The sequence below is a fragment of the Pantoea coffeiphila genome (assembly GCF_016909495.1).
Classification (GTDB): domain Bacteria; phylum Pseudomonadota; class Gammaproteobacteria; order Enterobacterales; family Enterobacteriaceae; genus Erwinia; species Erwinia coffeiphila.
This window is the reverse complement of record NZ_JAFBFW010000001.1, coordinates 916,488-931,337: the sequence shown is the minus strand read 5'-3', so window position 1 is coordinate 931,337 and position 14,850 is coordinate 916,488. Positions and strand designations below refer to the sequence as shown.

The 14,850-nt window shown below is 56.4% G+C and carries 14 protein-coding genes; 8 read left to right on the top strand and 6 right to left on the bottom strand.

Annotated elements, in window-relative coordinates; translation table 11 throughout:
* Window positions 1-123: 123 nt before the first annotated feature.
* From JOE09_RS04335 to phnE (JOE09_RS04310), 6 genes are all read left to right on the top strand, one after another.
* Window positions 124-1,416: an ATP-binding protein gene (locus tag JOE09_RS04335; protein WP_205064918.1), complete on the top strand. Its 1,293-nt coding sequence runs from the start codon at window positions 124-126 to the stop codon at window positions 1,414-1,416.
* Window positions 1,385-2,074, top strand: a complete 690-nt coding sequence (gene dpiA, locus JOE09_RS04330; RefSeq protein WP_205064917.1) for a two-component response regulator DpiA — start codon at window positions 1,385-1,387, stop codon at window positions 2,072-2,074. The genes JOE09_RS04335 and dpiA overlap by 32 nt, the downstream gene beginning before the upstream one ends.
* A 121-nt stretch (window positions 2,075-2,195) precedes the next feature.
* Window positions 2,196-3,029, top strand: a complete 834-nt coding sequence (gene phnC / locus JOE09_RS04325) for a phosphonate ABC transporter ATP-binding protein (protein ID WP_200547831.1) — start codon at window positions 2,196-2,198, stop codon at window positions 3,027-3,029.
* Between the two features lie 24 nt (window positions 3,030-3,053).
* The gene (gene phnD / locus JOE09_RS04320) at window positions 3,054-3,980 is read left to right on the top strand and encodes a phosphonate ABC transporter substrate-binding protein (protein ID WP_105594885.1); all 927 of its coding nucleotides are present in this window, start codon (window positions 3,054-3,056) and stop codon (window positions 3,978-3,980) included.
* 60 nt (window positions 3,981-4,040) lie between these two features.
* The gene (phnE, locus tag JOE09_RS04315; protein ID WP_105594886.1) at window positions 4,041-4,910 is read left to right on the top strand and encodes a phosphonate ABC transporter, permease protein PhnE; all 870 of its coding nucleotides are present in this window, start codon (window positions 4,041-4,043) and stop codon (window positions 4,908-4,910) included.
* On the top strand, window positions 4,907-5,791 hold the full coding sequence (phnE, locus tag JOE09_RS04310) for a phosphonate ABC transporter, permease protein PhnE (RefSeq protein ID WP_105594887.1): 885 nt from the start codon (window positions 4,907-4,909) through the stop codon (window positions 5,789-5,791). Before phnE (JOE09_RS04315) ends, phnE (JOE09_RS04310) begins: the two co-directional genes overlap by 4 nt.
* Before the next feature lie 272 nt (window positions 5,792-6,063).
* On the opposite strand, the gene JOE09_RS04305 is transcribed toward phnE (JOE09_RS04310), so the two are convergent.
* The 5 genes from JOE09_RS04305 to JOE09_RS04285 form a co-directional block, all read right to left on the bottom strand.
* The gene (locus tag JOE09_RS04305) at window positions 6,064-6,891 is read right to left on the bottom strand and encodes a glycosyltransferase family 8 protein (RefSeq protein ID WP_205064916.1); all 828 of its coding nucleotides are present in this window, start codon (window positions 6,889-6,891) and stop codon (window positions 6,064-6,066) included.
* Window positions 6,892-6,903: 12 nt separating this feature from the next.
* Window positions 6,904-8,286, bottom strand: coding sequence for a D-arabinono-1,4-lactone oxidase (locus JOE09_RS04300; protein ID WP_205064915.1), 1,383 nt, complete (start codon window positions 8,284-8,286; stop codon window positions 6,904-6,906).
* Window positions 8,287-8,389: 103 nt separating this feature from the next.
* Window positions 8,390-9,043: a TetR/AcrR family transcriptional regulator gene (locus JOE09_RS04295; RefSeq protein WP_205064914.1), complete on the bottom strand. Its 654-nt coding sequence runs from the start codon at window positions 9,041-9,043 to the stop codon at window positions 8,390-8,392.
* A gap of 103 nt (window positions 9,044-9,146) precedes the next feature.
* Window positions 9,147-10,364: an MFS transporter gene (locus JOE09_RS04290; RefSeq protein ID WP_239552916.1), complete on the bottom strand. Its 1,218-nt coding sequence runs from the start codon at window positions 10,362-10,364 to the stop codon at window positions 9,147-9,149.
* A 106-nt stretch (window positions 10,365-10,470) separates the two neighbouring features.
* The gene (locus tag JOE09_RS04285) at window positions 10,471-11,583 is read right to left on the bottom strand and encodes an alpha/beta hydrolase (protein ID WP_205064913.1); all 1,113 of its coding nucleotides are present in this window, start codon (window positions 11,581-11,583) and stop codon (window positions 10,471-10,473) included.
* Between the two features lie 135 nt (window positions 11,584-11,718).
* On the opposite strand from JOE09_RS04285, the gene JOE09_RS04280 reads away from it, so the two are divergent.
* Entirely contained in the window at window positions 11,719-12,630 is a 912-nt protein-coding gene (locus tag JOE09_RS04280; protein WP_205064912.1) for a LysR family transcriptional regulator, read from the top strand.
* 303 nt (window positions 12,631-12,933) lie between these two features.
* Window positions 12,934-13,923: an aldo/keto reductase gene (locus tag JOE09_RS04275; RefSeq protein ID WP_205064911.1), complete on the top strand. Its 990-nt coding sequence runs from the start codon at window positions 12,934-12,936 to the stop codon at window positions 13,921-13,923.
* 137 nt (window positions 13,924-14,060) lie between these two features.
* Here JOE09_RS04275 and JOE09_RS04270 read toward each other — a convergent pair whose 3' ends face one another.
* Window positions 14,061-14,825, bottom strand: a complete 765-nt coding sequence (locus JOE09_RS04270; protein ID WP_205064910.1) for a hypothetical protein — start codon at window positions 14,823-14,825, stop codon at window positions 14,061-14,063.
* Window positions 14,826-14,850: the final 25 nt, after the last annotated feature.

The window sequence follows — 14,850 nt, the reverse complement described above, 5'->3', positions numbered from 1 at the left end:
TGGTTTTTATTTGCTTAATTAATTTTGTGACGGATACTGGCAGGGTTTTATTTTCACTGATGCAGTGTATTTGAATTTTATTGACAATAATGGAATCGATCGGGCGAAGCAGGGAATTAAGCAATGGTAAATAAAATGAATACAAACTGTTTACGCCTGTTCGATCGTCGAATGTTTCCTCTGCGATTCTTCCTGTTTCTGTTACTGATTTCCGCACTGTTAATCGCTGCGCTGGGGCACTATTTTGCCGCCAGATTTGAAGATTATCTGAATCATCAGGTACGTGATATGGCGATGAATCAGGCGCGGATTATCGCCTCCAACGACAGCGTGGTGGCGGCGGTAGAGGCGCGAGATACCGCTCAGCTTCGTGCCATCGTTCGCCGCCTGGCGAGCGGTTCTGACTTTGACTATCTGGTGATCGGCGATCGCCATTCGATTCGTTTGTATCACCCCAATCCCGCTAAAATTGGCTACCCGATGCAGTGGACCAAACCCGGCGCGCTGGAGAAGGGGGAAAGCTATTTTATTAGCGGGGAAGGATCGATTGGCGTGGCGCTGCGCGCGAAAACGCCGGTCTTTGACCGACACGGGCAGGTGGTTGGCGTAGTTTCACTCGGTTATCTCTCCAGCAAAATAGAGGGCTGGCGGCGGGACTTTATCCTGCCGGTAGCCGGTGCGTTCGCGGCGATGCTTTTACTGCTGCTGTTACTGTGGTGGCTGTTTGCCGCCTACCTGCGCCACCGAATGCGCGGCATGGAGCAGTATGTTGACGGCCTGCGAACCCAGCGTCATGAACAGCTCAACTGGATGTCGACGATCAATGGCCTGCTGCAAATGAAGGAGTACGATCGGGTACTGGAGATGGTGCACGGTGAATCGGAGTTGCAACAGGCGACGGTCGATCGCCTGCTGGGATCTTTTGCCGACCGCCAGCTTGTTGGTCTGCTGTTTGGCAAGATGCAGCGGGCGAGTGAGCTGGGATTAACACTCGCGGTCGCTGACGGCAGCCAGCTCATGCAGCTCCCCGCAGGGCTGAACAGCGGTGAATTTGCCTCTATCGTCGGCAATTTGCTGGACAACGCCTTTGAAGCCTGCCGTGACGGTTCGCCGGAAGATCGTTACGTGGAGCTGTATCTGAGCGATGAGGGGGCGGAGGTGTTAATCGAAGTGGCCGACTGGGGCTGCGGTATCGCCGAAGCGCAGCGGGAAGCGATCTTTAACCGGGGAGTCAGCAGCAAAGACGACAATCACGATGAGCACGGTATTGGCCTCTATCTGATTGCTGGCTACGTGGCACGCTGCGGTGGGGTGATTACGCTGGAGGATAATCACCCTCGCGGTACGCTGTTTTCTATTTATTTACCCAAAGTGAAACCAACCCATGGCACACCCCCTGAGCATATTGATCGTTGAAGATGAAACCGCACTGGCTGAAACGCACGCCGAGTTTATTCGCCAGCGCTGCAGTCGCGGCCAGGTGTGGCTGGCGGGCGATTTAGCCCAGGCGCGGGTGATGATTGCGCGCTTCAGACCGTCACTGATCCTGCTCGATAACGCGCTGCCGGATGGAAATGGTATCACGCTGCTGCATGAATTGACGGCGGCACACAGCCCGTGCGGCGTCGTTTTCACTACCGCGGCCAGCGATATGGACACGGTCGCGGAAGCCGTCCGCTGCGGTGTGTTTGACTATCTGATTAAACCCGTTTCCTGGTCGCGGCTGGAGCAGACGCTGGATCGTTATCAGCAGCGTTTAACGATGCTGGCAAACCCGGATGCCGCCAGCCAGCGGCAGATCGACGAGATGTTTAATGCCTATGCCCGCGCTGCCGGTGAAGTGCCGCTGCCTGCCGGTATTGACGCGTTAACCCTGGCAAAAGTCAGCGATTTGTTTACCGACCCGGACGCACGATATACCGCCGAAACGGTGGCTCAGGAACTGAAGCTGAGCCGGACCACCGCCCGCCGCTATCTGGAATTCGCCGCCGGCCAGCAGCAGATCTGCGCTGAAATTGTTTATGGCAAAGTCGGGCGTCCGCAGCGCATCTACCGGGCGTCGTCACCGAATTAACGCCGGAAAAATTCTTTTCGCCTGTCACCGTTTCATCACCCGCCTGTCATATGAGCGTCATCGCGCTCGCCCTTAATAAGCGCACAACGACGAACGCGCTTAACCACAACGGTAATTAACAATGGCACAGGCACAGTTAAAAATTGCCCCACAGCATCAGGCGATACCTAATCCGGCCAGCCACGCCAAAGTGCTGGCGGTGAACGGTTTGGGTAAATCCTACGGCTCGCAGGCACGCGTACTGGACGACATTAACTTCGACCTGCACGCCGGTGAACTGGTGGCGGTTATCGGCCGTTCCGGCGCGGGGAAATCCACGCTGCTGCACGTGCTGAACGGCACCATCCCGGCCAGCGAGGGTGAGATCCGCCACTTCGCCGAAAACGGCAAACAGCAGAATATCGTTGAGCTGAACGCCCGACAGATGCGCCAGTGGCGCAGTGAGTGCGGCATGATTTTCCAGGATTTCTGCCTGGTGCCGCGTCTGGACGTGCTGACCAATGTCCTGCTGGGGCGTCTGAGCCAGACCTCGACGCTGAAATCCCTGTTTAAAATTTTCCCGGACGAGGATCGCGCCCGCGCTATTGGCCTGCTCGAGTGGCTGAATATGCTGCCGCAGGCGTTACAGCGCGCCGAGAACCTCTCCGGTGGACAGATGCAGCGCGTGGCGATCTGCCGCGCGCTGATGCAAAACCCGAAAATTCTGCTCGCCGACGAACCGGTTGCCTCGCTCGATCCGAAAAACACTCGCCGCATTATGGATGTACTGCGCCAGGTGAGTGAAAACGGCATCAGCGTGATGGTTAACCTGCACTCGGTGGAGCTGGTGAAAGAGTACTGCACGCGCGCTATCGGCATTGCCAAAGGGCGCATTGTTTTTGACGGACATCCGTCGCAGCTGACCGACAGCCTTCTTCATACTCTGTATGGCGAAGAGATGTCGCAGCTTAACTAACACTTTTGGGATACGGACACAGCAATGAAAAAATACCTACTCGCAGCGGTAATCAGCAGTGTTATGGCCGCCAACGCTTTTGCAGCAGACGCGCCAAAAGAACTGAACCTGGGCATCCTCGGCGGCCAGAACGCCACCCAGCAGATCGGTGATAACCAGTGCGTGAAAGACTTCTTCGACAAAGAGCTGAACGTTGATACCAAGCTGCGTAACTCTTCAGACTACTCTGGCGTGATCCAGGGCCTGCTGGGTGGCAAAGTGGATATGGTACTGAGCATGTCTCCATCCTCTTATGCCTCCGTGTACATCGCCGATCCGCAGGCGGTTGACGTGGTCGGTATCGTCGTGGACGACGCGGATAAATCACGCGGCTACCACTCTGTGGTCGTGGTGAAAGCCGACAGCCCGTACAAAAAACTGTCCGACCTGAAAGGTAAATCCTTCGGCATGGCCGACCCGGACTCCACCTCCGGCTTCCTGATCCCGAACCAGAGCTTCAAGAAAGAGTTCGGCGGCAGCGTGGATGACAAATACAACGGCTTCTTCTCTAGCGTGACCTTCTCCGGCGGCCACGAGCAGGATGTGCTGGGCGTGCTGAACGGCCAGTTTGAAGGCGCGGTGACCTGGGCTTCAATGATCGGCGACTACAATACCGGTTATACCAGCGGTGCCTTCACCCGTATGATCCGTGCCGGTCAGCCGGACCTGATGAAGAAAATCCGCATTATCTGGGAATCGCCGCTGATCCCTAACGGCCCGATTCTGGTCAGCAACAAGCTGCCTGCGGACTTCAAAGCTAAACTGATCACTGCGATCAAAAAGCTGGATACCGAACAGCACAGCTGCTTCGTGAAAGCCGTTGGTGGCGCGCAGCATATCGGCCCGGCCACGGTAAAAGATTACCAGGCGATCATCGATATGAAACGTGAACTGACCTCCAAGCGTTCTTAATCCGCCGCTTTCTCCCCGTTTGTAAGGGCCGGACTTCCGGCCCTTAATTCAGGTGTCCGCATGACAAATCCCGATTTTGAACGTTACTACCAGCAGATCCGCGGCAGACAAAAGCGCGATACGCTGCTGTGGTCACTCCTGCTGCTGGGGCTGTATCTTGGCTCGGCGCATCTGGCTGAATTCAATCTGCACACCGTCTGGGTGTCGCTGCCGCACTTCTTTGATTATCTGCGCGAAACCATTCCGGCACTGCGTTTTGATGCCCTGTTTAAAGACGTGAAGACCGACGGCTCACTGGCGTGGTGGGGCTATCGCCTGCATATTCAGCTGCCGCTGATCTGGGAAACGCTACAGCTGGCGCTGGCGGCCACGGTACTGTCGGTGATGGTGGCCGGGGTGCTGGCCTTCCTTGCCGCTGGCAATACCCAGACGCCGCGCGGCGTCAGTTTTGCTATCCGTACCGGGGTGGCGTTTTTACGCACCATGCCGGAACTGGCGTGGGCGGTGATGTTCGTGATGGCCTTCGGTATCGGGGTGATCCCCGGGTTCCTTGCGCTGGCGCTGCACACCATCGGCAGCCTGACCAAGCTGTTCTATGAAGCCATCGAAAGCGCGTCCGACAAGCCGGTGCGCGGCCTGGCCGCGGCGGGAGCCTCGTCGTTTCAGCGCATGCGCTTCGCCCTGTGGCCGCAGGTGAAGCCGGTATTCCTCTCCTACGGCTTTATGCGCCTGGAAATCAACTTCCGCCAGTCGACCATCCTCGGGCTGGTGGGGGCGGGCGGTATCGGTCAGGAGCTGATGACCAACATCAAACTGGATCGCTACGATCAGGTCAGCATGACGCTGCTGCTGATTATCGTGGTGGTCTCGCTGCTGGATACCTTCTCCGGCAAGGTACGCAAGCGCGTGGTAGAGGGGAAAGCCGCATGATCGTCTCCATCAACAGCGAACGGCAGAACAGCATCCGGCAGCAGCACAGCGCGCTGTTTGCCGTCCAGCGCCGTTACCTGACCAAAACCGGCCTGATCGCCGGGGCCATTCTGCTCTACTATATTTTCTTCTTCGCCAACTTTGGCATCAGCTGGCAGCAGTTGACCATCGGTCTGGGGCAGCTGGGGCACTACTTCCTGCGGATGTTTGTCTGGCACGACGTCGCTAACTGGCCGTTTGCCTACTACTTCGGCCAGATCGGTATCACTATCGGCATCGTCTTCGCCGGGACGCTGACCGCCACGCTGATTGCGCTGCCGCTGTCGTTCTTCGCCGCCCGCAACGTGATGAACACGCCGGTGCTGCGCCCGGTTTCGCTGATCGTCCGCCGACTGCTGGATCTGCTGCGCGGGATTGATATGGCGATCTGGGGGCTGATCTTCGTACGCGCCGTCGGCATGGGGCCGCTGGCCGGGGTGCTGGCGATTATCATGCAGGACGTCGGACTGCTCGGGAAACTCTATGCCGAAGGGCATGAGGCGGTAGAACGCTCGCCGGGTCGCGGGCTGAATGCGCTGGGTGCCACGGCGGTGCAGAAGCAGCGCTTCGGGATTTTCACCCAGTCCTTCCCGGCCTTCCTGGCGCTCAGTCTGTATCAGATCGAATCTAATACCCGCTCCGCGGCGGTGCTGGGCTTTGTCGGGGCCGGTGGCGTCGGGCTGGTTTATGCCGAGAACATGCGCCTGTGGAACTGGGACGTGGTGATGTTTATCACCCTGATTATGGTGGTGATCGTGATGACTATGGATTACCTCTCGGCGAAGCTGCGCAAACGCTATATTCAGGGCCAGCCGGTGCCGCTGTTTGAGGCGAAGAAGTAACGGAACAGTGTGGTTAAGCGCGAAGATAAGCAGGGCCGCGACTGACGAGTCGCAACACGCAGCCGTTTTTAAGTCTGATGCGGACTTTGGTAATGAAAGCTAAAGTCCGTATGACTCAATGCTCAATCCTCAATCCTCAATCCTCAATCCTCAGGCTTTAGCCGCTTACCTGTCAGCAATGCCGAGAATGAGACGACCTGGATAAGCCGTCACCGGATGAAATAAACTCGTTATTATGACGCAGAATATCAGCTTGTAGCTTCACTGCCGCCTCAGTTCAGCGTGTCAGCAATCAGCCACCACTTGCGGTTAAGCTCATAATACCGGTCGCCCGGCTCGGGCGGTTGTTCCCACGGTTTATCAATAATGTAATGAATGTTTTTCACCCGCTGGTCGTTCCACACGTGGGGATGCTGGTGCGGCAGGGTTTTCAGCGCGTTATACACCCACGGCAGCGGCTGCCAGCGGTCGCGGTAAAACTGATTCAGGAAATCCTGCTCGGCGAAAAGATAGGTGGACAGATCGTCCAGCGCCGCCAGCCGCGCCATCATCGCGTCAAACACCGACTTATCCGGCGTCAGCAGCAGGAAGCCACCGTTCAGATAGTTATCCACCTTGTCGGGCTGCTCAACGTGCTCCTCTCCCTTGCACCAGCTGTAAAAGCAGTTGTCGGGCGTCCAGTCGGCGGGATAGCTCTCGATGTGGTTGGGGTTGCAGCGGCAGGCGTGGCAGGCCGCAATCGTCCCCGCCGCCAGCGGTAGCGCAAACAGCTCGTCCATATTCTGCGTCACCAGCATATCGGCATCCAGAAAGGCCAGCCGTTCGAATTCGGTCAGCGTCCAGGCCGCCAGCTTGGTCCACACCTCGGCAAACCGCGCGTTGGCGTAGCGATTCTCCAGCGTGGGATTGGGGCTGACCGGGGCCACCTCTCTCACCAGACAACCATCCTGCTCCAGGGTTGCCCGCATCTCCGCGCTGATATTCCCGGTGACCATCACTACCAGCGGATAGCGGCTGCCGCTCACCTGCAGCGATTTTGCCAGCGTGCGAACGCCGATCAGGTAGCCGGGTTGGGTCAGTAATGTGGTCCATGCCATCATGGCGATAACTCCTTAGCCCAGCAGGCGTTGACTGAAAGCGTTGCTGAATTTGTGTTGCGGGTCCAGCGCCTCGCGCACTTCACGAAACGCCGCCATTTGCGGATACAGCGCTGACCAGTCGTACAGATCCGCATCGAAATATTTCCCCCAGTGCGGGCGACCGCCTTCTTCCGCCAGCAGCTTTTCCACCTCATGCAGAAAGGCCACGCCCTCAGCGGAGAGGGAACCATCCTCGGCGTAATAGACCACAAAGCCGAAGAAGCAGCTCTCCCGCTGCCAGGCAGGGCTGAGCCAGCTTTCCGACGCGCCAGTACAGCGCAGGATCACCGGGTAGTGCAGATGCGGCTGATTCTCGGCGTGCCAGCGTTTAATACGTGCAATAACCGCGCCCGCGCGGGCCAACGGAATGGCGATCTCGACATTGATCTGTGGAGTGGCAATGCCGCGGCAAAATACCTGATAGACATCGCCGGTAACGTCCGAAAAATCTTTAAAACGGGTGACGGTACGAAACGGCTTGCCGTTTTCATCACGGATTTGCGTGTCGTTACGCATATGTTCCAGCGTCTGATCGATGGTCTGATTCATCGCATCGCTGGTTTCCTGCTGAATAAGCGGATCGCCGTGATTAGCGTGATACTGCGCGCGCTCTTCGTCGGTGGCTTCGCGTGCTGCCCATACGTGTACCTGATTCTCATCGGGGAACCACCAGGCTTTGCTCAGCGCATAATTGCGGTTCCACTCCAGCAGATCCTCCGCGAGCGTGTCGCCGCTGACGGCGTTTTTAAAGCAGGTATAGACCGCAGAAGGGCGGGTGCGCAGCGTCACGGCGGTCACCACGCCAAGGCATCCCAGGCCGAGCTGCACCGCGTGGAACCACGAATGCTGGCGGTCAAACTCTTTTATGCTGCCATCGGCCAGCACCATGCGGATGCGCAGCGCCTCATCACCGAGGGAACTTTGATATAGTCCCTGGCCGTGGGTGCCGGTCGCCAGGGCGCCTGCCAGCGTTTGCGAGTCAATAACGCCGGGCGAAGCGGGCAGCATGCGTCCCATTGCCGTCAGCAGTTCATACACTTCATGCAGCGGCGTGCCGCCGGCGAAGGTGGCGCTGTCGGCATCGTGGGAGATAAGACCGCGCAGCCGGCTGGTATCGATCAGCCGATCGTTAGCATTACTCAGCGCCAGCATCCGGCCTGGCGACATCCGGCTGCCCATCACCCGCAGTTTGCCTGACATAGCGACAACCAGCTCGCACAGGTGGCGCTCACTTTCCGGCTGGAGTATCTGCTTTTTATCCGCCAGCGGCGCATTTTGCGCCCAGTTCCACAGGCGGGGTTCCTGCGGCGACAGCCTGGTAGTGCGCTGTGGGAAATCAGAGGGTTTACGCGTCATCAACAGCTCCTGTAAAACTGGATCGGGAGAGTGGACTATTAAGCGTAGACAAAAAACCCGTTATCTGGTGATAACGGGTGGGGAAAATTGTACATTCATGATTTTATTGTACAGATTGGCGGGCGACGGGTTGCAGATAGCGCAGGGTGGCATCCACCACCAGCTTACGGTTACGACTGATGCTCTGGCTTTCGCTTTCTTCGCTGCCAAACAGGCTGTTAAAGGTGTAGCGGTTAGAGACATTGTGGAAGCAGATACTGCTGATTAACCGGTGCACGTCCACCGTTGAAACACCGCTGGCAAACTCACCGCTCTCCTGCCCACGCTTCAGCACCTCATCCAGCACGTTCAGCGCGCTCTGGTTCAGCGTGCGGATCGATTCTGACTGGCTGATGTAGCGGCCGCGCATCAGGTTTTCACTGCATATCAGCCGCATAAAATCAGGATGGTTGATGTGATAATCAAAGCTGGCTTCGGCCAGGCAGGCAATCGCCTGCGAGGGAGACATCTCGGCGAGGTTCAGGCCGGTTTCATGCTCGCGGATCTGCTGATAGACCTGATGCAGCACCGCAATATAAAGCTGCTCTTTATTATTGAAGTGGTAAACCACCATGCGTTTGGTGGTTCCCGCATTATCGGCGATCTGTTCCATGCGCGCGCCCTGCAGGCCAAATTCGGCAAAGGTGGTCAGCGCGCTGGCAATAATGCGTTTTTTTAACCCTTCCGGATCGTTCTTACGTTTGGCGGGGGCAGACATAACCTGTAAATATCCATTATCTTTCCGTGGAAACCGTCACCAGAGTAACGTCTGGCGCGGCGATTTACAAAGAGAGAAAGTTCCGGATTTCGGTTCTGCTGGATTATTGCTGTCCGCAGGACTTACGTGCGGTTACCATGGTCAATACAGAGCAGACGGCCAGAATGGCAGCGCTGGCAAAAAAGGTACTGCGGTAGCCGTTATGATCGAAGAGCAGCCCGCCGACGGTTGAACCCAGCGCGATAGACATCTGAACGACAGCAACAAATAACCCTCCACCGGCTTCAGCATCGTCCGGGAACACCCGAGCAATCCAGGCCCACCATCCCACGGGTGCCGAAGTGCCTGTCAGCCCCCAGAGTGCAAGTAGAGCGATGACAACGCCAGTTGTGCCGCCAAATCCAATCAGCGCCAGTGCGGTAAGCGCCATTAATAGCGGAATAACGATCAACGTCTGATAGAACGCGCGTTGCAGCACCCGGCCAATCAGTAGAGTGCCGGTGAAACCTGCTGCGCCGATAACCAGCAGGATAAGGGAAATGTTTGTGCCGTGTACGTCAGTGACGGTTTCCAGAAAAGGTCGTATGTAAGTAAACAAGCCAAACTGCCCCATAAACAGCAAACTGCTTGCCAGCATGCCCACGACGACACCCGAATGTCTGAACAGGGTAAACACCTTAAAAGCACTGGCTATGCCGGGCGTGCGTGCGGGGGAGGGCATGGACGGCAGGGCTTTCCATTGCCACACCAGGGCAATCATTGAGATAGGAACCAGACACAGAAACGCCCCGCGCCAGCCAATGAGGATGCCGAGCCATGCGCCCACAGGCGCGGCGACAACGGTTGCAAGCGCATTTCCACCATTAACCAGCGCCAGCGCACGCGGTATGTCGCGTTTTGCAACCATTCGTATTGCCGCGGCGGCTGACATAGACCAGAAGCCGCCGACCGCGATTCCGATAAGCGCGCGACCCAGCATATAAATAGAGTAGTTGGGAGCGAGCGCTACAGTCGCACCCGACACGCCCATGGCGCACGTCAGCGTCAGCAACAGCGTTTTACGGTTGATGCTGCCGGCCAGCGCCGAGATAAACAGGCTGGTGAGGACGGCAAACAGGCCCGAAACGGCGATGCCCTGTCCGGCCATGCCTTCTGTGACGTGCAGGTCTGCTGCCATGGGCGTGAGCAGGCTCACCGGCAGAAACTCTGAACTGACCAGTGCAAAAGCGCAAACAGACATGGCAAAGACGCCACTCCAGGATGCGGGGACGTCGTGTGACGTGGCTGAGCCTTCAGAGGCCTCTGACAGAGCTGAATTCATGGGATATTCTTCATTTTACGGTGAAAGGACTGACCGTGCGCTGAATAGCCAGCACGCGGTCAGGATAAATTATGCGGATAGCTGCGTGGCGCTCAGTCCAGTTGATTTAAGCCGTGACGGCCAGGTTTTCCCTGAAAAAAGCAGTCAGTTTGTCGAAGGGAATTTTGTCCATTCGGTCATAGAGATCCACATGAACAGCATCCGGTATGATCATCAGCTCCTTGGGTTCGGCGGCGGCTGCAAAGGCCGTTTCGCTGAAATAGCGTGAGTGCGCTTTTTCTCCATGGATGAAGAGCACGGGCCGGGGCGAAATTTCCCGGATGTAGGTCAGGATGGGCATATTCATGAACGGCAGCGGCGTGGTCTGTGTCCAGGCATTTCCCGAGTTAACCGCGCGAGGGTGGTAGCCGCGCGGGGTCATGTAGTAATCATGGTACTCAACCAGGAATTGCGCCTCGCCACCCTTAAGCTCATTGTAAGGGGCCTGCAAGGCCGGTTTACCGCTTTCAGCATCTTTCCAGCGCTGCTGGCTCAATGTTGTCAGCGTCTGCGCGCGCTGCTCTGGCGTTACGCTGTCGTTATATCCCCTGGACATAACCCGCGTCATGTCATACATGGTGCTGGCGACAACAGCCTTGATACGTTTGTCTACCGCTGCCGCGCTTAATGCCATTCCACCCCAGCCGCAGATACCGATGATACCAATATGTTCCCGGTCTACATTCGGCTGCAGACCAAGACAATCCACCGCTGCGCTGAAATCTTCTACGCTGATATCCGGTGAAGCGACGTTACGCGGCTCTCCGCCGCTTTCCCCGGTGTATGACGGGTCAAATGCCAGCGTGATAAAACCGCGCTCTGCCATGGTTTGTGCGTAAAGCCCGGAGGATTGCTCTTTCACGGCACCGAAAGGCCCGCCGACCGCGAGAGCGGGAAGTTTGCCTGCTGCATTGACAGGCTGATAAATGTCAGCGGCGAGCGTAATGCCGTAACGGTTGCTGAACGTCACTTTGCGGTGTTCAACCCGATCGTTTTTCTTAAAAACCTTGTCCCACTTATCCGTGAGCGGGAGGCCCGTTTGCGTTTGCGCTGTAGCTGGAGGCAGAACACTGGCTCCTGCTGCCGCAATACCGACGGCGGTCAGCTTCAGCAGGGTGCGTCGGCGTGTGTCCGGTTGACCGGGCGCTTTCACTTCACGGCTATCAACATTTTTGGTCATGACAGATAATCCTTTGGCGTAATTTCATGTCATTTATCATCCACATTGCTGCCAGATATGACTAGATTATATATACTTAATGGCCTTATAAGTTAGGCTAATTAACGATGATTCATTTACCGGAGGCTGAGCACGATGGCCCGACGAAATCTTAACGACCTGATGTACTTCGTGACCATTGCGCGCGAAGGGAGTTTCACCCGCGCAGCCGCACTGCTTGGCGTGACGCAGTCGGCGCTGAGCCAAGCCATTAACGGTCTGGAAGCGCAACTGGAGATAAGGCTGCTGAACCGAACCACGCGCAGCGTTTCTCCGACAGCCGCCGGTGAACGCCTTCTGAATACCATCGGGCACCGGTTTGATGAGATTGAATCCGAGCTGGATGAGCTGACGGAAATGCGTAATAAGCCAGGCGGGACGGTGCGTATCACCTGTGGCGATCATGTCCTGCGAACCCTGCTATTGCCGAAAATCACGCCGCTGCTGCGGGAATATCCTGACATCAGAGTTGAGTACGACATCAACTACGGATTCCGGGATATCGTGGCCGATCGCTTTGACATGGGCGTTCGGTTGGGTGACACCATCGACAAAGATATGATTGCGTTACCGATTGGCCCGCCGCTGCGTGTGGCTGTTGCTGCCTCGCCAGACTACTTTGATCGTTACCCCAGACCGGAAAAGCCTCAGGATCTGCTGAAACATAACTGCATCAATATGCGTATGCAGTCCAGTGGGGGGATATATACCTGGGATTTTATCAGGCAGGGCAAACTAAAAAGCGTGCGCGTTGATGGACAGTTAATTTTTAACACGACGCCACCGATGGTTGAGGCGGCGCTGATGGGAGCCGGTATCGTTTCGCTGCCGGAAGAAGAGTTCGCACCGCATATTGAAGAAGGGCGACTGATCCGCGTACTTGAAGAGTGGTGCGAGCCATTCCCGGGTTACTTCCTGTATTACCCGAGCCGGCGCCAACCCTCACCGGCTTTCAGGCTGGTTGTGGACGCTCTACGGTATACCAAGACACCGGGAGCGAAAATATAACACTAGAGGCCTTTTTTCAGCCGTTAGCTAGTGACTTCAACTATTTGATTTAATATAGATAAATAGAAATGTTAATTTTATTAGTTAGCTGTACTAATAAACTCTTTAAGCGTTCATCAGCTAGTCATGCCTGTGCGTTCCTGCAAAACTCTCCGCTTCGCTATGAACCTACGATCTGACGCCCGCTGATGGCCATCTCGCCAATGCCCCTTACCGAGCAGATAGAGTTGACCGCTCTGCCGCAATGACAAGTCGGTATGCCATTGCGTGCGCCAGATCTTCATCACCCTGGAGACTCAACTAATGAACTATAACCACCTTGGACGGACCGGCCTGAAAGTCAGTCCGATGACGCTCGGTTGCATGAACTTCGGTGAACTGACCGATGAACAGGATAGTTTCAGGATCATGGACACTGCGCTGAACGCCGGTATTAACCTCTTTGATACTGCCGACGTTTATGGTGGCCCGCAGTCGCCGGACATGGCTAAAGGCTACGGTACCTCCGAGGAGATTATTGGCAACTGGCTGGCGCAGGATAAGTCCCGTCGCGATAAGATAGTGCTGGCCACTAAGGTCTATCAGCCTATGGATACCGGGCCAAACGATAAATATCTGTCGGCTTATCATATCCGCCGCGCATGTGAAGCCAGTCTACGACGTCTTAAGACAGACCATATCGATCTTTATCAGATGCACCATGTTGATCGTTCAACGCCGTGGGAAGAAATCTGGCAGGCATTTGAACAACTGATCAGGGAAGGCAAGATCACCTACGCAGGCAGCAGTAACTTTGCCGGCTGGGATATTGCTACCGCGCAGTACTCGGCCGCTTCGCGCAATCTGCTGGGGCTGGCTTCTGAACAGAGCCTTTACAACCTGACGCAGCGTACCATTGAACTGGAAGTCATCCCGGCACTGCGTCATTTTGGCATCGGGCTGATCGTCTGGAGCCCCGTAGGCATGGGGCTGCTGGGTGGTGTGCTGAAAAAGATTTCCGAGGGGCGACGCGCAACCCCGGGCCTGCTGGCGCAGATTGAGGCACGGCGTCCGCAGCTACAGGCATGGGAAGCGCTATGTGAAGAACTGGGTACTCCTCCTGCGCTGGTTGCGCTGGCCTGGCTTCAGCATAATCCGGCGGTGACTTCTGTCATTAGTGGCCCGCGTACTGCTGAGCAACTGCAGGAAAATATCAAGGCCATGGAGCTTAAGCTTTCAGAAGAGACGCTGGCCAAACTCGACGCAATCTGGCCGGGTCCTGGTGGCGAAGCACCGGGGGCTTATGCCTGGTAACTTCGCGAAGACTTGCTAATCAGGGAACGGGTGTCTCGCCCAGTTTGTATGTTCGCTACAGTCTCTGCAATAAAGCCAACGCTTTCAGCATCACACTAACAATCGCGGCGGTATTCACCGCCGCGCCCCATCAAAGATCACACCGCAGTAAACCACGGATGCATGCGTTCAACGACCTGCTGATAGTGTTCTTTAATCAGCTTTTCCTGCCGCTCGGCGTCGGGAAGCGGACCGCCGCGCAGCACGGCTTCGGCGGTAGAGCCGAAAATAATAATGCCGCGGGTGGCGATATCAGCGGCGGCAATATAGCCCGCCATCACGTTCTCCTCCAGACCGCTCAGCGCCGACTTTTCACGGCATTCGGCAGCCAGCTTCGTCAGCTGTTTAAACAGGCTAACCGTGTCGCCCAGCACCGGAATTTTTCTGGCGGAGTCGTTAAGAATACGTTGCAGATCGTCGAAAACGTCAGCGCCATTGCCTTCGCTGAACAGCACTTCCAGCGCCTGCTGCCACTGATGATAGGTGTGATTAAACAGCGCATTCTGCACCAGGATCGGGCTGGCGTGCTTCCAGGGAAACTTGTCGATAAGGCGCGAAACCAGCTTCTGTAATGCGGAGAACTGCGCTTTGTCGATCAACTTTTTCGGGGTGATCGCACTCAGCTCATCGAGAAACTTCGCAATCTCTTTTTCCGCCTTGGGCGTCCGCAGCGGCAGGCTTTTGCGCTGCTGTAACAGCTTGAGCTGGCTGAGATCGTAAAAGGCCGCACTCACGCGCTCGCCCGCCAGCAGGGCGCGGTTAACCAGCTGGATAACCTCCGCAGACTGCACCTGTGAGCGCTGTTCAAGCAGGGAGGAGTGGAGCCGATCGTAAGCCGGAGACAGGCTGAGAACTGTATTCATCAGAATCCTCGCAGAGACGAAACCG